Source organism: Streptomyces sp. ST2-7A, from assembly GCF_021390475.1.
In the GTDB taxonomy this organism is placed as follows: Bacteria; Actinomycetota; Actinomycetes; order Streptomycetales; family Streptomycetaceae; genus Streptomyces.
On sequence record NZ_JAJUWS010000048.1, the window covers coordinates 1 to 20,938 of the forward strand.

18 protein-coding genes and 1 tRNA gene are annotated in these 20,938 nt (G+C 71.3%); 9 read left to right on the top strand and 10 right to left on the bottom strand.

Annotated features, from left to right (window positions below; all coding sequences use genetic code 11):
• Window positions 1-734: 734 nt before the first annotated feature.
• Complete coding sequence (locus LZF96_RS22780) at window positions 735-1,493, bottom strand: ATP-binding protein (protein WP_233876053.1); 759 nt, start codon at window positions 1,491-1,493, stop codon at window positions 735-737.
• Window positions 1,490-2,422, bottom strand: a complete 933-nt coding sequence (locus LZF96_RS22785; RefSeq protein WP_233876055.1) for a hypothetical protein — start codon at window positions 2,420-2,422, stop codon at window positions 1,490-1,492. The genes LZF96_RS22780 and LZF96_RS22785 overlap by 4 nt, the downstream gene beginning before the upstream one ends.
• Before the next feature lie 510 nt (window positions 2,423-2,932).
• Between LZF96_RS22785 and LZF96_RS22790 the strand changes: the two genes are divergently transcribed.
• The 4 genes from LZF96_RS22790 (at window position 2,933) to LZF96_RS22805 (ending at window position 6,418) form a co-directional block, all read left to right on the top strand.
• Window positions 2,933-3,190, top strand: a complete 258-nt coding sequence (locus tag LZF96_RS22790; protein ID WP_233876057.1) for a helix-turn-helix domain-containing protein — start codon at window positions 2,933-2,935, stop codon at window positions 3,188-3,190.
• A gap of 123 nt (window positions 3,191-3,313) precedes the next feature.
• On the top strand, window positions 3,314-3,616 hold the full coding sequence (locus LZF96_RS22795; protein ID WP_374203311.1) for a helix-turn-helix domain-containing protein: 303 nt from the start codon (window positions 3,314-3,316) through the stop codon (window positions 3,614-3,616).
• Window positions 3,617-3,662: 46 nt separating this feature from the next.
• Entirely contained in the window at window positions 3,663-5,162 is a 1,500-nt protein-coding gene (locus tag LZF96_RS22800) for a LacI family DNA-binding transcriptional regulator (RefSeq protein WP_233876061.1), read from the top strand.
• A 587-nt stretch (window positions 5,163-5,749) separates the two neighbouring features.
• On the top strand, window positions 5,750-6,418 hold the full coding sequence (locus tag LZF96_RS22805; RefSeq protein ID WP_233876063.1) for a hypothetical protein: 669 nt from the start codon (window positions 5,750-5,752) through the stop codon (window positions 6,416-6,418).
• 158 nt (window positions 6,419-6,576) lie between these two features.
• Here the strand turns inward: LZF96_RS22805 and LZF96_RS22810 are convergent.
• The 3 genes from LZF96_RS22810 to LZF96_RS26760 form a co-directional block, all read right to left on the bottom strand.
• Window positions 6,577-6,650, bottom strand: a tRNA-Pro gene (locus tag LZF96_RS22810).
• Between the two features lie 110 nt (window positions 6,651-6,760).
• Window positions 6,761-7,696 (bottom strand): metallophosphoesterase, encoded by a 936-nt coding sequence (locus LZF96_RS22815; protein WP_233876065.1) that lies wholly within the window; start codon window positions 7,694-7,696, stop codon window positions 6,761-6,763.
• Between the two features lie 177 nt (window positions 7,697-7,873).
• Entirely contained in the window at window positions 7,874-8,809 is a 936-nt protein-coding gene (locus LZF96_RS26760; protein WP_308294268.1) for a (2Fe-2S)-binding protein, read from the bottom strand.
• A 256-nt stretch (window positions 8,810-9,065) separates the two neighbouring features.
• Here LZF96_RS26760 and LZF96_RS22825 point away from each other — a divergent pair, with 256 nt between their 5' ends.
• Window positions 9,066-9,530: a GatB/YqeY domain-containing protein gene (locus tag LZF96_RS22825; protein ID WP_233876067.1), complete on the top strand. Its 465-nt coding sequence runs from the start codon at window positions 9,066-9,068 to the stop codon at window positions 9,528-9,530.
• Window positions 9,531-9,592: 62 nt separating this feature from the next.
• Here LZF96_RS22825 and LZF96_RS22830 read toward each other — a convergent pair whose 3' ends face one another.
• Window positions 9,593-11,905: a transglycosylase domain-containing protein gene (locus tag LZF96_RS22830; RefSeq protein WP_233876069.1), complete on the bottom strand. Its 2,313-nt coding sequence runs from the start codon at window positions 11,903-11,905 to the stop codon at window positions 9,593-9,595.
• Between the two features lie 393 nt (window positions 11,906-12,298).
• Here LZF96_RS22830 and LZF96_RS22835 point away from each other — a divergent pair, with 393 nt between their 5' ends.
• The 4 genes from LZF96_RS22835 (at window position 12,299) to LZF96_RS22850 (ending at window position 15,764) form a co-directional block, all read left to right on the top strand.
• Window positions 12,299-12,658: a WhiB family transcriptional regulator gene (locus LZF96_RS22835; RefSeq protein WP_233876071.1), complete on the top strand. Its 360-nt coding sequence runs from the start codon at window positions 12,299-12,301 to the stop codon at window positions 12,656-12,658.
• Between the two features lie 342 nt (window positions 12,659-13,000).
• On the top strand, window positions 13,001-13,156 hold the full coding sequence (locus tag LZF96_RS22840; protein WP_233876073.1) for a DUF4177 domain-containing protein: 156 nt from the start codon (window positions 13,001-13,003) through the stop codon (window positions 13,154-13,156).
• The gene (locus tag LZF96_RS22845; protein ID WP_233876075.1) at window positions 13,153-13,644 is read left to right on the top strand and encodes a RidA family protein; all 492 of its coding nucleotides are present in this window, start codon (window positions 13,153-13,155) and stop codon (window positions 13,642-13,644) included. The genes LZF96_RS22840 and LZF96_RS22845 overlap by 4 nt, the downstream gene beginning before the upstream one ends.
• Window positions 13,645-13,868: 224 nt before the next feature.
• Window positions 13,869-15,764: a prolyl oligopeptidase family serine peptidase gene (locus LZF96_RS22850; RefSeq protein ID WP_233876077.1), complete on the top strand. Its 1,896-nt coding sequence runs from the start codon at window positions 13,869-13,871 to the stop codon at window positions 15,762-15,764.
• Here LZF96_RS22850 and LZF96_RS22855 read toward each other — a convergent pair.
• The 4 genes from LZF96_RS22855 to LZF96_RS22870 all read right to left on the bottom strand — a co-directional run bounded on the left by LZF96_RS22855 (window position 15,703) and on the right by LZF96_RS22870 (window position 20,403).
• Window positions 15,703-16,623, bottom strand: coding sequence for an SURF1 family protein (locus LZF96_RS22855; RefSeq protein ID WP_233876079.1), 921 nt, complete (start codon window positions 16,621-16,623; stop codon window positions 15,703-15,705). The two genes, LZF96_RS22850 and LZF96_RS22855, sit on opposite strands and share 62 nt — an antisense overlap.
• A 169-nt stretch (window positions 16,624-16,792) precedes the next feature.
• The gene (locus tag LZF96_RS22860; RefSeq protein WP_233876081.1) at window positions 16,793-18,082 is read right to left on the bottom strand and encodes a hypothetical protein; all 1,290 of its coding nucleotides are present in this window, start codon (window positions 18,080-18,082) and stop codon (window positions 16,793-16,795) included.
• Complete coding sequence (locus LZF96_RS22865) at window positions 18,079-18,756, bottom strand: SigE family RNA polymerase sigma factor (RefSeq protein ID WP_374203310.1); 678 nt, start codon at window positions 18,754-18,756, stop codon at window positions 18,079-18,081. The genes LZF96_RS22860 and LZF96_RS22865 overlap by 4 nt, the downstream gene beginning before the upstream one ends.
• A 375-nt stretch (window positions 18,757-19,131) precedes the next feature.
• Window positions 19,132-20,403 (bottom strand): aspartate kinase, encoded by a 1,272-nt coding sequence (locus LZF96_RS22870; protein WP_233876083.1) that lies wholly within the window; start codon window positions 20,401-20,403, stop codon window positions 19,132-19,134.
• Window positions 20,404-20,938: the final 535 nt, after the last annotated feature.

Sequence of the window (20,938 nt, forward strand, 5' to 3'; positions counted from 1 at the left end):
CTTTCAATCACGACGCCTTCAACCCGGTGGAACCACAGGTCCTGGAGAGACAGATCACCCACAGCCGTTCATGATCGCGGTTGTGGTGACCCTCTGTGGCCCTGGCACGGAAAGTGATCCAGAGCCAGGATTCAGCCGCCGCCGACACAGGGCGTGCGTGGGGTGGGCCCGTGATGCCGCTACCGCTCTGCCTGCGAACGGTTCTTGGTCGGCGGCCTGTGCGGGTTCTGGTGGGGACCGCGCCCGGGTCCCGCCCTTGCTGACCTCGACCCTTGTGGTCTTCGGTCCTCAAGGTGATTCGCGGTCCCCGCTCGGTCCCCGTGGCTTTGTTCCCGCGAGTGGCGACGGTCCCCGAACGGGGGTTGCTGTTGCTTTGCAAGGAACCGTCCTGTGGTCGGCGGGCGGTGCTTCCCGGGACCGAGTCCCGGTCCCCGGTCCCTGCTGCGGGGACCGGAGTTGCGGAGGGTTGGGCCATGGGCGGCTGACCTGCGGTGATGCTGGTCCGGTGATTCCGTGGTCGGTCCCTGTATACGGCCTCGACCTCGGTCCCGGTGTCTGCGGTCTCCGGTCCCCGCGGGACCGTGGTCCCCAGCGCCCGGTCCCCGACCTCCGAGGGGACCGTGGTCTCGGATGGTCCGCGGTTCCCGTTTCTGTTCGACGGGGACCGCGAGAGTCCGGTCGTCTTCTTCAGCGGCGAGCCGGTCCGCCGCCGTTCCGTTCGAGTGCAGGACTGCTCAGCGGGTGCGTCCTGGGGTCGGGATCGGTGGAGGGGTGGCCACAGCGGTCGGCACCGGAGCGTGCGCGGGTGTCGTGCGGCGTCGGTCGGAGCCGGTGAGGATGACGCGTTCGGTCATCTCGGCGAGGCGGGAGGCGACGCGGTCGCCGAGCGCGGCGCGCAGCTCGGTGATGGGCAGGTTGGTGGTGATCAGGGTGGGGCGCAGGTGCTCGTACCGGTGGTTGACCAGCCGGTAGGTGAGCTCCTCGGTCCAGTCGCTGGCCTTGGCGGCGCCGAGGTCGTCCAGGAGCAGCAGCGGGCAGCGGGCCAGGGCCTGCAGGTCGCGTTCGCCGTCGTGGCCGGATCGGGGGCGCAGGCGGGCGTAGAGGTCGGCGGCGGTGACGGCCTCCCAGCGCAGACGGACCCTGGCGGCGAGGAGAGCGCGGATGGCACCGTACGCCTGGTGGGTCTTCCCGGTGCCGGTGGGGCCGGCGATCAGCAGGGACGGGCCCTCGGCGATGCCCGGGGCGCCGCCCGGCCCGGGGCGACCGGTGCGGGCGATGGTGTCGACCCATGCGGTGACCCGCGGGTGGTCGGCCAGGGCACGGCGGTAGCGGGCGGGTATGCGGGCGTCGGCCAGCTCCAGTGCGGTGACCGGCTCGTCGGCCGGTTCGTCCAGAGGGGCACCGGGGTCGATGCCGCGGGCGTTGAGGATCGCGCTGAGCCGGTCGGCCAGCGGGCCGACGCGCTGCGGCGCGCGGGTGCGGGCGGTGGTCACAGTTCGCCTCCGTAGGCCGCCTCGATGTCGGCCGGGTTCGTCCACGGACGGTGGGCGACGGGGGCGGTCCGGGCGACGTTCATCGCCTCGTGGACGAGGCTGGGCAGGGTGCTGGGGTGCAGGCCCTTGGCGCGGTGGCGCTCCAGCCCGGACCGGATGTGGACGGGATCGATGCCCTCGGTCAGCAGCTTGCCGACCTCACGGCCGAGGTGTCCCAGGACGTCCTTCGGGGGGCGGTGGGCGCAGGCGGTGACGTACTCGCCGATGAGCTGCCGGGCCGAGACGGTATCGGGTGCGGGGGCGCTCGCGCCCCCCGACGGAGTAGTTCCTAGATCCATGATCCTAGGTCCTGGATCCGGACGGTGAGGTGTCACCGCCGCTGCCGGGAGGGCTCCGTGCTGCTTCACGGAGGGTTCCGTGAAACCGTCCTCACCTGCGGCTTCGTCAGCTGAGCAGGGACTCGACGTGGACTCACGTACCTTGCGGGAGCCCTCACGGAGGGTTCCGTGAGGCAGCGGTGCGGACTCCGTGACACCGACCCGTTCGGCAGGCGTGGTGGTGCTCGCCACGGTGCCGGACGGAGCGCCGTGGTGCGGGCAGCCGGGGAGGCGGCTCTTGCTGGGCCGGTTGATCTTCTGGTGCTGGTGCCAGGTGACGATGTGCAGGTAACGCTTGTCATCCGAGCCCTTGTAGCGGCAGATCAGACCGGCGTCCGCGAGCTGGGCGAGGTCCTTCTCGACCTCGGCGGGCGTGTGCTCAGGGCGCAGGACCCACAGCTGTCCGGCGATGATCGCGGCGTGGTCGCGGTGGCGGCCCTGGTCATCGGCCTGGGTGAGCAGGCCGAAGAAGGTCCGCTCGGCGGTCAGGGTAACGGCGGCCAGGGACTCGGAGACGAAGGCTTCGGGCTTGATGGTGCGAATGCGTGCCAAGAGGAGCGGTCCTCACTCGGCGGGCGGTGGATGGGCGTCCACGGCTCACCGTCGGTCGCGGCGGTTCGGACGTGAAGGGGCAGGGAGGTGGCCGGCCACTGGCGCGGGGTGCGCTGGTGGCCGGTCGCGCTTTCCGGGTGTGTCGTCAACACAGCCACACCCGGGACATGCAAGTCCAGCCCTATGCAGCCGGATCTCTGACGGCAGAAATACCGACGGAAAGCGGGCCGTGAAGGGCGGCGCGGAAACGGTAGGGCACGATCGGCGGTTGACCAAATAGTTGCCCCGGGCGCCGCGCCGGAAGGATCACATCGCCAAGCCGTTGACAGGCTTTCGCCGGGGAAGCTACAACACAACACCCGACGTCAGAGCCTCTTTCGAGTGCCGCTCAGCATCACGGCCCCGGGCCCCCGGCTGCGGAGAACCCTCCGCTTGTGTGCCGAGTGAGGCGCAACATAGACCACGATCGCCGGTTAACCAAACCGGCGAATGCAGGCTAGTAATGGAGATATGGCAGCGCGATCACGGGAAATCGACCCCGTAGAAATACGGGCAGCCCGGACCATCAAAATCCTCCGCACCGAGAGCGGCCTCGTGCAGCGTCAGCTGGCCGACCGGGTGACCGCCCTCGGCCGCCCGATGTCCAACACGATGCTGTCCCCCATCGAGCACGCTCAGCACCGCTGCGATGTCGACGACCTCGTCGCGATCGCCGAAGCCCTCCTCGTCTCACCCCTCGTGCTGCTGCAGGGCCCGACCACCCCGTGACGAGGCCCGTCCGGTACCGCCGACCGAGCACGCCCACCACCGAGTCAGGACCCGCCGCCCTTGCACCGACTTTCGCCCACGACCGCGACCGCACACCTCCCGCACACCCCGAGCGGCACCCCTCTGCCGCGCCTCTACCGACCCGAGGAGATCGCCGAAGCACTCGGCTGCTCTGCCTGGTGGGTCAAGGACCGGGCCCGGCGGAGCCTCATCCCGCACACCCGCGTCGGCCGCGCCTACCGCTTCACCGCCGACCACCTCGCCGAGATCGTCCGCCTCCACGAGGAGACACCGGCACGGCCCGCCCCGTCCTCCCCAGCTGTCTCCCGAGACGAATCCCCACAGCCGCGCCGCCATCCCACCACTCCGGTGAACCGCCTGCGGGCCCGGCCACCGCGCCGGGCCCAGTACGACGCCACCGCGTAGCCGCACCCCGACACGCAGCAGACAGAAGCGAAGGAGCCACCGGAAGTTGGGTTTCGCGGAGAAGCGCGGAAACTACTGGCGCGGCCGGTACAAGACCGCGCCCGGCAAGCACCTGACGGTCGTTGACGAGCGCGGCAAGGCGGTCAGGTTCGCCACCAAGGGGGAGGCCCAGCGTGCCGCGAGCGAGGCCGAGAACAGGTACCGGCGCGGCGACTGGCGCGACCCGGCGCTCGGCCAGGAGACCTTCGGCGAATACGCGAACCGGTGGTACGCCGCCCAGGACCTGGCCGCCTCGACCATGCAGAACTACAAGCGCCACATCGAGGAGCACCTGCTCCCCGCATTCGAGGACAAGGCGCTCGCCGGCATCCTCCGCTCGGACGTCGAGCTGTGGGAGAAGAAGGAGAAGACCCTCTACGCGGCCTCCAGCGTCAAGACCTGGCGCTCCACGCTCCACCTGATCCTCGAGGACGCGATCGACGACGGCCTGATCACCTCCAATCCGACGGCCAGACGCCGCGGGCGCGGCAAGCGCGCCGGCCGCTCCCGCGACCGCGGCCCCGAGAAGACCATCACCGATCCTCTCGGCGCCCTGCTGATCGCCGAGAGAGCCGCGCTGCTCTCCGGCCGCGACGACGAGTTCGTCGCCGTGGTTCTCATGGCGTACACCGGGATGCGATGGGGCGAGATCGTCGGCCTGGAAACCGAGTTCACCCGCCCCGGCGCCGTCCGCGTCGAGCACCAGCTGTACGAGCTGGACTCCGGGACGCTGATCCGCTGCCCGCCCAAGGACGACAGCTACCGCACCATCGACATCCCCGACTGGCTCTCCGCCCTGCTCGCCGATCACGTCGCCCGCACCAAGCCGGCACCCTGTCCCTGTCACGACAAGACCTACGTCTTCCGAGGACTGGGCACCGGCCGCACCGGCGGCCACCAAGGCGCGAAGCTCACCGACGTGGCCCGCCGCGCCGGAGTCTCCACCGGCACCGTCTCCAATGTCCTCAACCACCCCGACCGCGTAGCCGAATCCACCCGCGCCACCGTGGACAAGGCCATCACGGACCTCGGCTTCGTCCGTGGCGGCGCGATCTCGCGCAACGCCGCCCACTGGCGCCGCAATGGCTTCGCCACCTGGTTGTTCACCCCCGCAGTCTCCGGCTGGTACCCGAAGAAGGCCCCCCAAGAACCCCGCCCTGTGCCCCTCCTCGGCGAACCACAGCCCGGCATCCCGGCCCGAGGCCGCGGCGCCGCTGCCCGCGCCTGCTGGCTCCCCATCGCCAAGGGCCTCACACCCCACGGCCTCCGCCACACCCACCGCACGATCATGGAAGACCTCGGCACCGAACGCGTCCTCATGGACGAACGCATGGGCCACCTCGACGGCTCCATCTCCGCGCGCTACGCCCACGTCACGCCCGGCATGCGCAAGCACCTCATGCACGGCCTCACCGAGCGCTGGGAGACGGCGCTCGACTCTCGCCTCGCGATGTGCCCGACGTCACCGGTGCGTGTGCTGGATGGCGTACTGCGCGCACGCCAGTAGGAGACGCGGCTCGTAGCTCGGGACTCCGAGTCGCCCCGAGCTACGAGAAGCCGGTCAGGGTGTGCTCCGTAAGCGGAGCACACCCTGACCGGCTTTCAGCGCACCCAGTTCGCTGCTCCCATGACAACGGCAGCCATCGTGCTCCCGAGCGCCAGCAACTTGAGCGGTACACGGTCAAGGGTCACGTGCAAAGGGCCGCAACGAAGCTCGAAGGCGGGCGTGCGCGGGGGCGGCTCGGACGGGTAGGCGGCTTGATCGTCAGGAGCAACGTGAGAGTTGAGGTGCTTGGCCACGACTTCTCCGATTCTTCGGACCTACGGCACATGTCGACCGTAAGTGAGTGGATGGCTCGGTGATTCGAGCGCGCCCACCTTGGAGCAGCTGTTACCTAGCACCGCAAGTCGCTCCGCCCGCGTTCCGCCCTGCTGTCGACTCTGGCCAGTTGCTACAGGCCAGGTCATGCGGGTGTGACCTGCAGTTTCGTTCCCCACTCTGCGGCTTCGAGTCGAGTAGCCGAACGCATCAATCTTTGAAGTCCGCTCTGCGGCTGGCACGTTGCGACAACTAAGGTTGTCCTCATGCGTTCAGTGAGCGATGACGAGTTCTGGTTCGATTCGGACTCCATGGCAGAGCCCTGGTGTCCGCCTGATGCTGCCGAGTTAGCCCGAATACGGGACGAGTTGAGGGAGCTTGCCCGCAATATTGCGAGTCGGACCTCGGCACGTGGTCAGGAATGCCTGGTCAACGGACATAGACCCTCGGCTATGGCGGAGTTGTTCGCAGACTGGCAGCTCTCCTACCTGCACGCCCTGCGACGGGTGCATGAAGCCGCCGAGGTCCTTGCCGCCGAGGCTGCGCTGATAGGAGGGGGAATGGGCGCTACCTATGGTCACCTGGGATCTGCCTGGGGGATCTCCAAGCAGGCAGCGCGTAAGAAGTGGCCCGGCGCGGTCGATGACGGCTCGGGGCAACCAGAGAAGATCACGGTGGAAAGGTACGGCGGGGTCGCCGAGATCACTTACCTCCCAGACCGATGTGCTTGGGGCTGGACTGCTTGCGGCAGTGATGGGACGCGCCGCGAGGCGGAGGAGGTGTATGCCGCCTGGTGGATGACCGTGATCGTGGCCGAGTGCTTCCTTCGAGATCACGTCTCGCCTTGGGGAAACACGGATGTTCCGCGTGCGCTTGGCGATCCAGAGGATTGCTGGTGCTGGGATGACGACGCCTGGGCACAGGAGCCAAGTAACGGCGCGTGAGGGTGGTGCCTTCGGCGGAGCCGTGCAGGGCATGGCGGGCGGTTGTCATCTCTTCCGGGATCGATCCGGCTCCCAAACGGCTCCCAAGAGGGGGCCGGAGACGCGGGAAGGGCTTGATCCTCAGTGAGGATCAAGCCCTTGACCTGCTGTTCCTTCAGTCGGGGTGGCGGGATTTGAACCCACGACCTCTTCGTCCCGAACGAAGCGCGCTACCAAGCTGCGCCACACCCCGAAGCAACGAGGAACACTGTAGCCGACCGGCGCGTGGAGACGAAATCGACTTTCGGGCGGGTGGTCCGGGGGTGGGACCGGGCGGCTCACCCGCCCGGTCCCACCCCCGGTTCAGGGGGTCTCGCGGCGCTCGACGAGGGTCAGGAGCGTCGCCTCGGGCGGACAGGCGAAGCGCACGGGGGTGTAGCGGTTGGTGCCACAGCCGGCGGAGACGTGCAGGTAGGAGCGATTTCCGCCGTGCTCGTGGGCGCTGAGCCCCTTGACCCGGTCGGTGTCCAGGTCGCAGTTGGTGACCAGCGCGCCCCGGAAGGGGACGCACAACTGACCGCCGTGGGTGTGGCCGGCGAGGATCAGCGGGTAGCCGTCGGCGGTGAAGGCGTCGAGCACCCGCAGGTAGGGGGCGTGGACGACGGCGAGGGAGAGGTCGGCGTCCTGCTCCGGCCCTCCCGCGACCTTGCGGTAGCGGTCGCGCTTGATGTGCGGGTCGTCCAGGCCGGTGAGGGCGATCTCGCCGAGCGGGGTCTTGATCCGCCCCCGGGCGTTGGTGAGGTTGGCCCAGCCGGCGTCGTCGAAGGCCTCCTGCACCTCCCACCAGGGGTTGCGGGGCACCCCGGAGGGGGCGGGGTTGCCGTTGAGGCCGTGCCGGCCGCTGACCTGCTCCAACAGGTAGCGGGCGGGGTTGCGCAGCCGGGGGGCGTAGTAGTCGTTGGAGCCGAAGACGTAGGCGCCGGGAAACTCCATCAGCGGGTCCAGGGCGTCCAGCAGCTCGGGGACGGCGTCGGGATCGGAGAGGTTGTCGCCGGTGTTGATCACCAGGTCGGGGCGCAGGCCGGCGAGGGTCTGCAGCCAACGGCGCTTCTTGTGCTGGCCGTGGATCATGTGGATGTCGGAGACGTGCAGGACCCGCAACGCGGACATGCCCGGCGGAAGGACCGGGACGGTGACCCGTCGCAGTCGGAAGGAGCGGGCCTCGAAGCCCGCCGCGTAGCCGAGGCCGGCGAGAGCCGCCGCACCGATGCCGAGAGGAATGCCGTAACGCGCGCGCATGCGTCCCATCGTCGCAGAACGGCGGAGGGGTTCGTGCCCACCTTCCCGCCTCCCGCCCCGGGGCCGGGGTGGTGCGCGGGCCGCCAACCACGGGCGGCCCCGTTCCCGCGCGAAGCAACGCGAGGGGACGCGAGGGGACGGGAAGGGACGGGAAGGGAAGAGGAGAGGGTGGAAAGCTCAGGTGGGTTCCCGGTCCCCGCCGGGCCGGGTGCGGCGGGCGCGGGTGTTCAGGACGCAGTCACCGCAGGTCCCGCCGCCGGGCACGCGGTAGTAGAGGCAGCAACTGCGACGCAGGTAGCCGCCGGCCGGGTCACCGTCGGGGCCGGGCAGCACCCGTCCGGCGGCGTCCAGGGGCGACCGGGCCAACAGACGGAGTGTCAAGGATGTGATGAGGTCGGCGTATTCGGGCACGGTCGCGCGCAGCACGCGGGCGGTGCCGACCAGGGCGGACGCGGTGTTGCCCAGCACGATGCGCGGGGAGAGGCCCGGCTCGACGCGCAGTTCCCCGGCGAGGGGGTCCAAGGCGGAACGGACCGTCCGGTGAACGGCGGCGGCCAACGGGTCGGGGTCGGCCGGGCCGGGTGGATCGGACGCGTAGCGGGGTCCGACGAGCCGCAGCCGCAGGGGCCCGTCGGCGGGCAGGCACCACCACAGGCGGTCGGGGGCGAGGTCGGGAACGCGGCCGGCGAGCACGGCGCAACCGAGGGCCGACGACCACAGCCGGGCGGCGAGACCGAGATGGAGGGTGGAGGCGCCGACCCGGGTGTCGGTGGTGCCGACGCGGCGGCCGATGTCGGCGGCGGTGGCGAGAAGAAGGGGACCGCGCAGCTCGACCAGTGGGCGGGAGCCCGCGGGGTCGGTCGCCTCCGGTGCGGGATCCGGTGCCGGACCCACCGGGGGAAATGGCTCCGGCTGCGGGGTGGGACCGTGGTGGAGGGTGAAGTGGGGGCCGAGGGCGGCGACGCGGTCGAGCAGGGTGCCCGGGTCCGGATCGTCGGAGGTTCCGGCGTGCGGGACGGTCCTCCCCGGACGGGTGGGCCCGGCGGGGGGCGGGGCGCCGGCGGAACGGCGGGGGAACCGGAGGCGTCGGCGGCGCGGATCGGTGCCGGTCACGCGGTGTCCACCGGTCCTCTCCGTCGAAAGCGATCCTCTCGGTCCCGGATATCCTGACCGGGTTTCGCGGCCCGCCGCAAGCCTCCCGGAGCCGAGCCCGCCGTGTGTACGAGCCGCGCACGAGCCGTGGGGGGCCGTGGTCCACCCCCGACCACCCGACCGGAGGGTCATCGCGGGCGCCGGGCGGGTCCTCCTCCCGGCGCGGCGCGCCGGAACCCGCTTGACCCCTTGATCCCACCCCCATAGGAATGACCCCATGAGCACCTTCAAGAAGCGGCTGCAGGATGACCTGACGGCTGCCATCAAGGGTCGCGACGAACTGCGGTCCGCGACGCTGCGCATGACGCTGACGGCGATCACCAAGGAAGAGGTATCCGGGGAAACCGCCCGCGAGCTCTCCGACGCCGAGGTGCTGACCGTGATCTCGCGCGAGGCCAAGAAGCGGCGGGAGGCGGCCGAGGCGTTCGATCGGGGCGACCGGCCGAAGCAGGCCGCGCGGGAGCGCGAGGAGGGCGAGGTGCTGGCGGAGTACCTGCCGCAGCAGTTGAGCGACGAGGAGCTGGACGCCGTGGTGGCCGACGCCGTGGCGCAGGCGCGGGAGGCCGGTGCCGAGGGTCCCCGGGCGATGGGCGCCGTGATGAAGATCGTGAAGCCGAAGGTCGGCGACCGGGCCGAGGGTGGTCGGGTGGCCGCCTCGGTGAAGCGGGCGCTGGCGGGCTGAGTCGCACCGGCCGGCAGCCGGCGCGTTCGGCGTCCTGCCGCGTGTGGTGCCCGGAGGGCGGATCAGCCGTTCCCGCCACCCCTGTTGCCGCCGATGAAGCCGGACCAGCCCTCGTTGGCGTTGCCCCAGTCCCACTCGTCGGGGTCGCCCCAATCACCGGGGTTGCCCCAGCCGCCTTCCCAGCCGCCGTTGTCCTCACCGGTGCCGCCGTCACCGGAGGGCGGGGCACCGCCGCTCCGGTTCTCACTGTTGTCGCCGCCGCCGTTGTCGGCGCCGTCGTCCTCATCGGCCTCGTCGGTGTCGCCGCGTGGGACGTTGACGTGGTTGAAGGATGAGGCCGGCACACCCTCCAGAGCGCCCTCCATGGCGATCTTCCAGATCGGGCCGGCCAGACCACCACCGGTGGCCCTGTCGTAGAACTGGCCCCCGATGGTCAGGTTGTACATCGGCAGGGGCTCGCCACGGTCGCTACCGACCCGCACGGCGGTGGAAACGTCCGGGGTGTAGCCGACGAACCACACGTCCCTGCGCCTCTCGGAGGTGCCGGTCTTCCCGGCGTTGTCCCGGCCGTCGGTGAGTCCCGCCTGTTGGCCGGTGCCTTCCTCGACCACGCCGCGCAGCATCATGTTGATGGTGTCAGCGGTGCGCTGGGACATCACCCGGGCGCACTCGGTCTCCGGGACGGGGAGGCTCTGACCTTCCGCGTCGGTCACCTCGAGAATCGCGATCGGGGCGCAGTAGGTGCCGCGGTTGGCGAAGGCCGCGTAGCCGGAGGCCATGTCGAGCGGGGTCGTCTCGGCCGCGCCGAGGGAGGTCGCGGGGGTGATGTTGAGCGGTTCGCCGTCCCCTCCGCGCAGGCCCATACTGTTGACCAGCTTCTGGGTCTCGCAGAGTCCGGCTTCCTGAAGCAGCAGTACGAAGTAGGTGTTGATCGACAGACCGAGCGCTTCGGTCATGTCCCAGGAGCCGCTGGCGACGCCGCCCTCGTTCTCCGGCTCCCACGTGTCGGTGCCGTAGGGAGTGCCCTCGCAGGTCTTGTAGTCGCGCAGGTCGATCTCGACATCGGTGCCGGTGGAGAAGACCTGCGCGGGGCTCACACCGGATTCGAGGGCCGCGGCGGCCACGAACGGCTTGAAGGTGGAGCCGGGCGGGAAGCCGTAGGTGGAGCCGAGCATGTCGTGGGAGACGTTGAGGTTGATGGTGGTCTGGTTCTGCTCGGCGTCGTTACCGTACGGCCGACTCTGTGCCATGGCCAGGATGTGGCCCGTGCCGGGCTCGACCTGGGTGATGGCGGCCGCGACCTGGTCGTCCGGGTTCACCTTGGCCACCGCGGCCTGGGAGGCCGCGGCCTGGGCGGAGGAACGCAGCGTGGTGCGGATGGTCAGGCCACCCAGATCCCAACGAGCCTTGCGGTTCTCTTTCGTGTCGCCGAAGACGGGGTTGGTCAGGAACTCATGGCGAACGTAGTCGCAGAAGAAGCCCGCTTCCCGGGTGGCGGTGATACAGCCGTTGCGGGGGCTGCTGACCTCCAGCTCCAGATCCCGTCCCCGCGCCTCACGGGACTCCTCCGCGGTGATGGCGCCGACCTGTTCCATCCGGTTGAGGACCGTGTTGCGACGCTTGAGTGCCTCGTCCGGGGAGCTGACCGGGTCGTAGCGGCTGGGGGACTGCACGAGCCCGGCGAGCAGGGCGGCCTCGTGTAGTTCGAGGTCGGCGGCGGGCTTGGAGAAGTAGCGCTGGGAGGCCGCCTCGACGCCGTATGCCTGCTGACCGAAGAAGGTGATGTTGAGGTAGTTCTCGAGGATCTGGTCCTTGCCGAGTTCCTCCTCGACCTGGATCGCGTACTTCAGTTCGCGGATCTTGCGGCCGATGGTCTGCTGGGTGGCGGCGGCGACGGCCTCGGGGTCGTCACCGGCGGCCTCGACGAAGACGTTCTTGACGTACTGCTGGGTGAGGGTGGAGGCGCCCTCGGTGGTGCCGCCCTCCTCGAGGTTGCGGTTGAGGGCCCGCAGGACGCCGCGCAGGTCGATGGCGCCGTGCTCGTAGAAGCGGGCGTCCTCGATGGCGACGATGCCGTCCAGGAGATAGGGGGACATCTCCTCGATGGAGACGACGGTGCGGTTGCGGGCGTAGACCTCGGCGATCTTGCCGCCCTCGGAGTCGAGGATGGTGGTCTTCTGGCTCAGCGGGGGGCGGGTGAGGTTCACGGGGAGTTCGTCGAACCCCTCGATGGTGGTCTTGGCGGCGAGCCCGAGGGAACCGACGGCCGGCAGGGCGAGCCCCGCCAGCACGGCCCCCGCCAACACGCTGACCCCCAGAAACTTCGCCGCCTGCTGAGCGGTGGTCAGCCCACCGCCCGGTCGCTTCGCTCCCATGACCGCCAGCGTACGCGGCGAAACATCGGACAAGCGCCCGGGTGTTCGCCTACTCTGGTCACGTGTCCCACACAATCGCACCCGGGTCAACCCGGGCATCACTCTTTGGAGTGATTTCGTCGCGCGATTCGCGGGGCGCCCCGACCCTCCATGGCGAGGGAATTTGAGGGTCATTCGCGACGAATGACCGCTTTTGTCACCCCGTTATCAGGAGTGCACGTTCACTCGAACGGGTGATGGTGGGCCCTCGCATAGTCCAAACGGGCCATTCGAGATTAGGCCCACCGGGGGTGTTGTGTCGCGCCCACCTTCCGTAACGTCCTCAACCGGCAGGGGTGAATATGCCACTTGCCGCCGTGGGGGAGCCTCGATTCGGGAGAGGACGGCACCGGCATGGGCTGGGTTACCGACTGGAGCACGCAGGCGGCGTGCCGCACGACGGATCCGGACGAACTGTTCGTCCAGGGGGCCGCGCAGAACAGGGCCAAGGCGGTGTGCACCGGCTGCCCGGTGCGCACGGAGTGCCTCGCCGACGCGCTGGACAACCGCGTCGAGTTCGGGGTCTGGGGAGGGATGACCGAACGGGAGCGTCGCGCGCTGTTGCGCCGTCGCCCCACCGTCACCTCGTGGCGGAAGCTGTTGGAGACCGCGAAGCTGGAGTACGAGCACTCGCTCGGCCTCGGCGCCGGGACCGGCCGCACCGCGCCGTCGGACACGGGCGACACCGGGACGGGTTCGGCCCGGGTGGCCTGAGGGGCGATCGCCGGAATCCGGTCCCCGCCGACCACGCGGAACGGTCCCCCGGAAGTCGTGAGCCCGTGATCGACGTTCCGGCCACCCCGGGGCGCCACCCCCGGGGCCGTGTCGGGGGAGGTGCGGGGGCCTCCAGCCGGGAGCGGTCGCCGGGCGGTGATCCCGCCCCGGGGTCCGGGACCCGGGCGCGTCCGGCCCGTGCGTCGACGGCGTCCTACGGTGCCCGACGGCGGTTGCCCGGAAGGGCCACCGGGAGAACACGGGAAACCACGGGAGAGTGGCACGCCGCGTCGGCGCCGCCCGGCGTTCGGCAGCATGTCCGGCTCCCGCTAGAGTCGGCCCATGACCAAGTGGGAGTACGCGACCGCACCGCTCCTGGTGCACGCCACGAAGCAGATCCTGGACACCTGGGGCGAGGACGGCTGGGAGCTGGTCCAGGTCGTCCCCGGCCCCAACAGCGAGCAGTTGGTGGCCTACTTCAAACGGCCCAAGCCGTGACCGGCCGCGTCGAGGCCCGTCTCGCCGAACTCGGCCTGACGCTGCCCGAGGTGGTCCCGCCGGTGGCGGCGTACGTGCCCGCCGTCGTGAGCGGCCGTCACGCCCACACCTCGGGACAGCTGCCGATGGTGGAGGGGACCCTCGCGCTGACCGGTAAGGTCGGCGCCGAGGTCACCCCCGACGAGGCCCGGGAGCTGGCCCGCACCTGTGCGCTGAACGCCCTGGCGGCCGTCAAGTCCGTCGTCGGCGACCTGGACCGGGTGCTGCGGGTGGTGAAGGTGACCGGTTTCGTCGCCTCCGCCCCCGACTTCACCGGGCAGCCCCAGGTGATCAACGGCGCCAGCGAGCTGCTGCAGGAGGTTCTCGGAACCCGGGGCGTCCACGCCCGCAGCGCCGTCGGGGTGGCGGTGCTGCCGCTGGACTCGCCGGTCGAGGTGGAGATCACCGCGGAGCTGGAGGAGTCGGCGGAGGGTTCCGCCACCGGCTGATCGTCCGCCCGTCCGTCCGATCCGGCCATTCTCCCGCCCCGGGACGGTCCGGTGGTCGGACCGGCAGCCGTACATCACGCACACGCCCGTGGGGCCGGTCGAATGTCGACCGGCCCCACGGGCGTCCGTGCGGCGCTCTTCGCGAACCCCCGGCGCACGCCTCGATCCCCCGGTCGCGGCGTGCGCCCCCCGGGCCGTCGGTGCCGGGGCGCAGAATGGGGGCCATGGCCAACAGCTCCGAACACCCCGGGACCCCCCGGACCGCGTCCCCCGCCTCCACCACGCCCCCCGGCTGGGACGAACTGCCCGACTGGGAGAAGCGGTACCGCGCGCCGCGCGTCGGCTTCCCCGAGTGGGCCGAGGACGTCCCCGACCGCTCGCTCTTCGTCTCCAACGTCGGCGGCACCTTCGAGCTGTACACCTGGGACCGCGCCTCCGACACCCGCCGACAGGCCACGAACCGCCCCAACGGCACCGTAGACGGCACCCTCACCCCCGACGGCTCCCACCTGTGGTGGTTCGACGACACCGACGGCGACGAGTTCGGTGTCTGGCGCCGGCAGCCCTTCGCGGGCGGCGTCGACGAGACCGCCGTCCCCGGCCTGGCTCCCGCCTGGTCGGCCGGGCTGGCCCTCGGGCGGGACGGCACCGCCGTGGTCGGCCGGATGACCGAGCAGGAGGGCACCACCGTCCATCTCGTGCCCGCCGGTGGCGAGCCGGTGGAGATCTACCGGCACCGCGAGTCCGCCGGGGTGGGAGACCTCTCCCGGGACAGCCGGCTGATCGCCCTCGAGCACACCGAGCACGGCGACACCATGCACGCCGCGCTGCGGGTCGTCGACCGCGAGGGCCGCACCGTCGCCGAACTCGACGACACCCGGGGCGGCACCGAGCCCCTGGGGCTGTCGGTGTGGGGGTTCTCCCCCGTGCCCGGTGACCACCGCCTGCTCGTCGGCCACCAGCGCGGGGGCCACTGGGCGCCGATGATCTGGGATCCCACCACCGGTCGTTCCGAGGAGATCGGCATCGACCTGCCCGGCGACGTGCACGCCGACTGGTACCCCGACGGCTCCGCGCTGCTCGTCGTCCACGACCACCACGCCCGCGGCGAGCTGTACCGGTGGCCGCTCGCCCCGCTCGGCGGATCCGACGCGCACGGTGGCACGGCGGGTGCGGGCGGCCCACTGGAACGGATCGACACCCCCGCCGGTTCGATGTTCGGCGCCGGTGTGCGGCCCGACGGCACCGTGGAGTACCTGTGGTCCTCGGCCGCCGAGCCGCCCCGGGTGTGCTCCACCGCCGGGGGCGTCGTCCTGGAGGCGCCCGGGCCGTCCGCCCCGCCCTCCGTGCCGCTGCGGGACACCTGGGTGGAGGGCCCGGGCGGTCCGATCCACGTCCTGGTCCAGACCCCGCCCGGCGAGGGCCCCTTCCCCACCGTCTTCGACATCCACGGCGGCCCGGCCGCCCACGACTCCGACGCCTTCGCCGCGCAACCGGCCGCCTGGGTGGACCACGGCTTCGCCGTCGTCCGGGTCAACTACCGCGGCTCCACCGGCTACGGCCGGGAGTGGACGGACGCGCTCAAGCACCGCGTCGGACTGATCGAACTGGAGGACATCGCCGCGGTGCGGGAGTGGGCCGTCACCGAGGGGCCCGCCGACCCGGAGCGACTGGTGCTCTCCGGCGGTTCCTGGGGCGGCTACCTGACGCTGCTGGGGCTCGGTGTCCAGCCGGAGCTGTGGACGGTGGGCGTGGCCGCCGTACCGGTCGCCGACTACGTGACCGCCTACCACGACGAGATGGAGGCGCTGAAGGCGCTGGACCGCACACTGTTCGGCGGCACCCCCGAGGAGATGCCCGAGCAGTGGCGGGCCTCCTCGCCGATCACCCACGTGGAGGAGGTCAAGGCCCCGGTGTTCATCTCGGCGGGGGTCAACGACCCGCGCTGCCCGATCCGGCAGATCGAGAACTACGTGGAGCGGCTGGCCGCGCGCGGCGCCCCGCACGAGGTCTACCGCTACGACTCGGGGCACGGCTCCCTGGTCGTGGAGGAGCGGGTCAAGCAGACCCGGCTGGAGATCGGGTTCGCCCTGAGGCACCTTCCGGCGACGGCGGACTGACCGGCGCAGGCTCGGCCTCCGGGGCCCCGGTCGGGGCACCGGCGGCCGGGCGGGCGGGCCCGGCCGGGTCGGTCGGCGCCGCCGCCCCGGCGGGCTCGGGCCCGGCCGCGTCCGCCCGGGCGTCCCGCTCGATCTCCGCCTCCCGACGCAACAGCCGGTACCACATGAAGATCACGAAGGCCGCGAAGACGAACCACTCGGCGGTGTACCCCAGATTCTGGAACGCCTTGAGGTCCAGCACCGTGCCCGCCGCCGCCTCCGCCGGAACCGCCACCAGTGGCGCCTCCGGCTCCCGCACGGTCAGCCAACCGTCCAACACCGGATACGGCAGCACATTGATCAGGGACGCCGCGCCGACCACGCCCACCTGACCGTCGGGCAGGCCCGTCGGCGCGCCGATCGCGCGCGGCGACTCCGGCGCCTGCAGGATGCCGACCACCGTCACCGGATCCCCGGTCGGCGTCGGCACCTCTTCCGGCACCGCCTCCGTGGGCAGCCAACCGCGCACCACCGGGACGGCGGGCCCGCCGTCCGCCGGAATCAAAGGAGTGAGGATCCGGAAGCCGGGCTCGCCCTCGGCGGAGCGGCGCGGCACCAGCAACTCGTTGGCGGCGTCCCACTCGCCGGTCACCTCGGCGGTTCCGCCGACCGTGTCGGTGGTCGGGGGCAGCAACTCCATCAGCGGCACGGGCACGGCCGAGGCCGCCTCCGTGGTCTGCCGCTGATGCTCCCGATGGCCGTCCACCCGGTCCTCGAAGCGGCTCAACTGCCAGAAACCCATGATCAGACAGAAGGGCACGGCGAGCACGAGGAAGAGGTTGATCGCCCACCAGCGCGGGGTCAGCAGGAACCGGTACACGTGCCCACGGTACTCGGCCGTTTCGCGGCGCCCCGGCCCGGGGTGGACGGATCCGGACGGATCCGCCCGAAACGCACGGGTCCGCCGACGCCGCGCGTCGGGAACGACGCGCCCCGAATCGAAGCGTCCCGGGGGCGCGGGCCGACCCGCGCTCCCGGGACGCTTCCCATCAGCGGTCGGCCAACACCCCGGTGCGGTAGACGGTGCCCGTGCACACGCCCGGCAGGTTGATCCGGGCAGCCCCCGGATCCCCTACCGCGGGCGTGTAGCGCAGCACCGTGCCGGCCTCGCCGGCTCCCTCGGTCTCGTCGTCGCCGACCGCCCCGCCGGAGCCCACCTCACCGCCGGACCCGCCGGCCGGAGCGGTGGAACCCGTCGCCGCGGAGCCCTCCCCGTCGGTTCCGCCGGAGCCGGGGCCGACAGCCGCCCCACCGGTCTCGTCCGGCGCGTCCGTGCCGTCGCCGGTCTCCGGGTCGGTACCGCCGGGCGTCTCCTCCCCGGTCTCACCGATGCTCCCGCCGCCGGCCGACGGCTCGGACTCGATCGGATCGGGTGCGGGTCGTCCCGGCACCGGGCAGCCGCCGCCCTCGACGCCCCGCCGGGGGACCCAGGCGAAGCGCACCGCGTAGCTCTCGCCTGGCAGCAGCACCAGATCCTGCTCCCAGGACTCCGGCGTCGGCAGGCCGGTCGCCCGGTCACCCTCGGTGCGGTCCATCACCTGCACCGGCGCGTCGGTGCCCGCCGCCCCGTACGGCGCGGCGACCAGGTCACCCGCGCCACCCACCCGGCATGCCTCCGCCGAGATGTTGGCCAGCCGGATGACGCCGTGGACGTGTCCCTCTCCGTCGGGGGTCCCCACCTCGGTACGGGCCGCCCCCAGGTGGGAACGATCGCACCGGGGCGAGGTGAGGGCCAGCGCCTCGCGGCGCTCCTCGGGTGTGGCGCCCCCGGCGTCGGCCGCGCCGGCGTCGGGCTCCTCGGCGCCGTCCGGGGTGTCGTCGCCGGCGGTGTCCTCGCCGGCTCCGCCGGAGCTGTGGATGCCCGGTCCGCCGGCGGGGTCGTTGGCTCCGGTGCTCCCACCGGCGCCTCCCTCGTACTCGGCGCCGACGGGCGAGGAATCGGCCGCCCGGGAAGTGGTGGTGGCGTGCAGCACCGCCGGGGTGCCCACCGCCAGCACCACGACCGAGGCCGCGGAGGCGGCCAGGCGGTGACGCAGGCGGCGCCGGGCGGGCACGGCCCGCCGGAGCTCGTGGAGGGCGACCGGGGAGGGGCGCAGGTCCCCCACCGAATCCCGCAACAGGCGTCGCAGCGCCTCCTCGCCCAACTCCGGGGTGGCGGAGCCGGCTTCGGGGGCTTTCCCGGTGGCAACGTCGGCGTCGGCGTCGGCGTCGGCGTCGGCCCGGCGATCGGGGGGACGCTCCGCCGAGGGATTCCCGGTGTCGTGATCCCGGGCGGTCATCCGGCCGCCTCCATGGCGACGCGCAGCGCCGCGATACCCCGGGAGCCGTACGCCTTCACCGACCCCGCCGATATGCCCAGGGTCCGGGCCACCTCCGCTTCGGACATGTCCGCAAAATAACGCAGCACGAGCACCTCTCGTTGTCGGCGCTGCAGGCCGCGCATGGCCTTCACCAGTTCCGCACGCTCCAACTGCTCGTACGCGCCCTCCTCCGCGCTGGCCATGTCCGGCATCGGCTTGGAGAGCAGCTTCAGACCCAGAATGCGGCGGCGCAGCGCGGATCGGGAGAGGTTGACGACCGTCTGGCGGAGATAGGCGAGGGTCTTCTCCGGGTCCCGCACCCGGCGACGCGCCGAGTGCACCCGGATGAAGGCCTCCTGCACCACATCCTCACAGGAGGCCGTGTCGTCCAGCAGCAGCGCGGCGAGGCCGAGCAGCGAACGGTAGTGGGCCCGGTACGTCTCGGTGAGATGGTCGACGGTGGTGCCCTCAGCCATCGTCGCGCCCGCCTCGGCGGTCCGCTGCTCCGGCGGGGCGCCGGGACGCGACGGACGCGTGGCGACCCCCTGCGCCGGCACCGGCGCGATCACGGGAGGATCCCCGGCGCGCGGACCGGGCAAACCGAGGGGGCGCGTCGGGCGGATGGGGGCGACGAATTCGAGGACCTCTGCCACGACTGTTGGACACGCTCTCCCCCGTGTGGGTTGTACGGTGGGGGCGCGTTTTTCCGTGGGCCACGGGTGGCCACCATCCGTACCGCCTCTTTCTTTCCTGCCCATGGGCGTCCCGGCTCCCGTGCGTCGGCGCGCGCCACAACGCTCCGGGGACACAACGAGACGCTCCCCGCGTCGCGTTTGGTTCCCATGGCGACACGGGGAGCGGTCATCGTCTCCCGTGGGACGGATCCGGATCAACCCGTGGTGTCCTACAACTTGATCACGGAATGCGGATACCCCGCATCGAATGGGTGATCGACCGTGGTGCGGAGGCAGCCGAAGGCGTTGCGGTCGGCGGTGCGGGCAGGCCGGGGGGCCGGTGGGGCCGGGAACTCAGCGGCCGGTGCCGCCGTAGACCACGGCCTCCTCGCTGTCGGAGTCCAGCCCGAAGGCGGTGTGCACCGCGCGAACGGCCTCGTTGACATCGTCCTTGCGGGTCACGACCGAGATGCGGATCTCCGAGGTGGAGATCAGCTCGATGTTCACCCCGGCGTTGGACAGTGCCTCGAAGAAGGTGGCGGTGACACCCGGGTTGGTCTTCATGCCCGCGCCGACCAGGGAGATCTTGGCGATCCGGTCGTCGTAGCGCAGCGAGGCGAAGCCGATCTCGGGCTGCCGGCGGTTCAGCGCCTCGATGGCCCGGGGCCCGTCGGTCTCCGGCAGGGTGAAGGAGATGTCGGTCAGGCCGGTGGAGGCGGCCGAGACGTTCTGCACCACCATGTCGATGTTGATCTCCGCGTCGGCGATCGAGCGGAAGATCTTGGCGGCCTCACCCGGCTTGTCGGGGACCCCGACGATCGTGACCTTGGCCTCGGAGGTGTCGTGGGCGACACCCGAGATGAGCGCCTGCTCCATCGGCTCGTCTCCTCGCGGTTCGTTGCTGACCCAGGTACCGGTGAGGCCGGAGAAGGACGACCGGACGTGGATCGGGATGTTGTAGCGGCGAGCGTATTCGACACAGCGGTGCAGCAGCACCTTGGACCCGGAACTGGCCAGCTCCAGCATCTCGCCGGAGGAGATCCAGTCGATCTTGCGGGCCTTCCTGACCACCCGCGGGTCGGCGGTGAACACGCCGTCCACGTCGGTGTAGATCTCGCAGACCTCGGCCTCCAGCGCGGCGGCCAGCGCGACAGCGGTGGTGTCGGAACCACCCCGCCCCAGGGTGGTGATGTCCTTGCTGTCCTGGGAGACCCCCTGGAAACCGGCGACGATCGCGATGTTTCCCGCCTCGACGGCGGCGCGGATCCGGCCGGGGGTCACATCGATGATCCGGGCCTTGTTGTGCACGGAATCGGTGATCACACCGGCCTGGCTGCCGGTGAAGGACTGCGCCTCGTGACCCAACGTTTTGATCGCCATCGCCAACAGGGCCATGGAGATCCGCTCTCCCGCGGTCAGCAGCATGTCGAATTCGCGACCGGTGGCGACCGGGGTCACCTCGTTGGCGAGATCGATCAGCTCGTCCGTCGTGTCACCCATCGCCGACACCACGACGACCACCTGGTGGCCGTTCTTCTTGGCTTCGACGATTCTCTTGGCGACGCGCTTGATGCCCTCGGCATCGGCAACGGAGGAGCCGCCGTACTTCTGCACGACAAGGCCCACGTGTGCTCGCTCCTCAGGGGTCGTGTTCCGCGGCGCCGGGTGGGTACCGCGGTGGCTCGATTTTACCGAGCGGGACACGGCCGCCACCGGGGCACCGCATGATGAGACGCCGCCGGCCGACCGTCCGGGCCGTTCCCGGGCCCGCTCGCCACCAAGCCATGCCCCTTTGTCGAGCGGACACACGAAACGCCGCCGAAACGTGCGGGAGGTCACAACGCGCGAGGCCCGGACCGGTGGTTTCACCGCTCTGCGCGGCCATTCGGCGACCGGGGGTGACGGGATCCCGGGGGCGTCCGAAGCGCGATGCGGGGTGGTGACCGGGCGCTTCGACGGCTCCACCGGGGCTTCTCGGCCACCTCGCGCGGCCGTGCTTCCGGCCCGGCGGGAGAGGCTTCGCATCCTCGGTGGGGGCTTGCGCCGATGCGGTGACGAACGTCCGGAATCGCCCACAGGACCGTCCCGTCGCCCATCCCGATCCCCGCGGCGATCCGTCCGCGTCGTGTGCTCGACACCCGCCACCACACCGAGAGGAGTC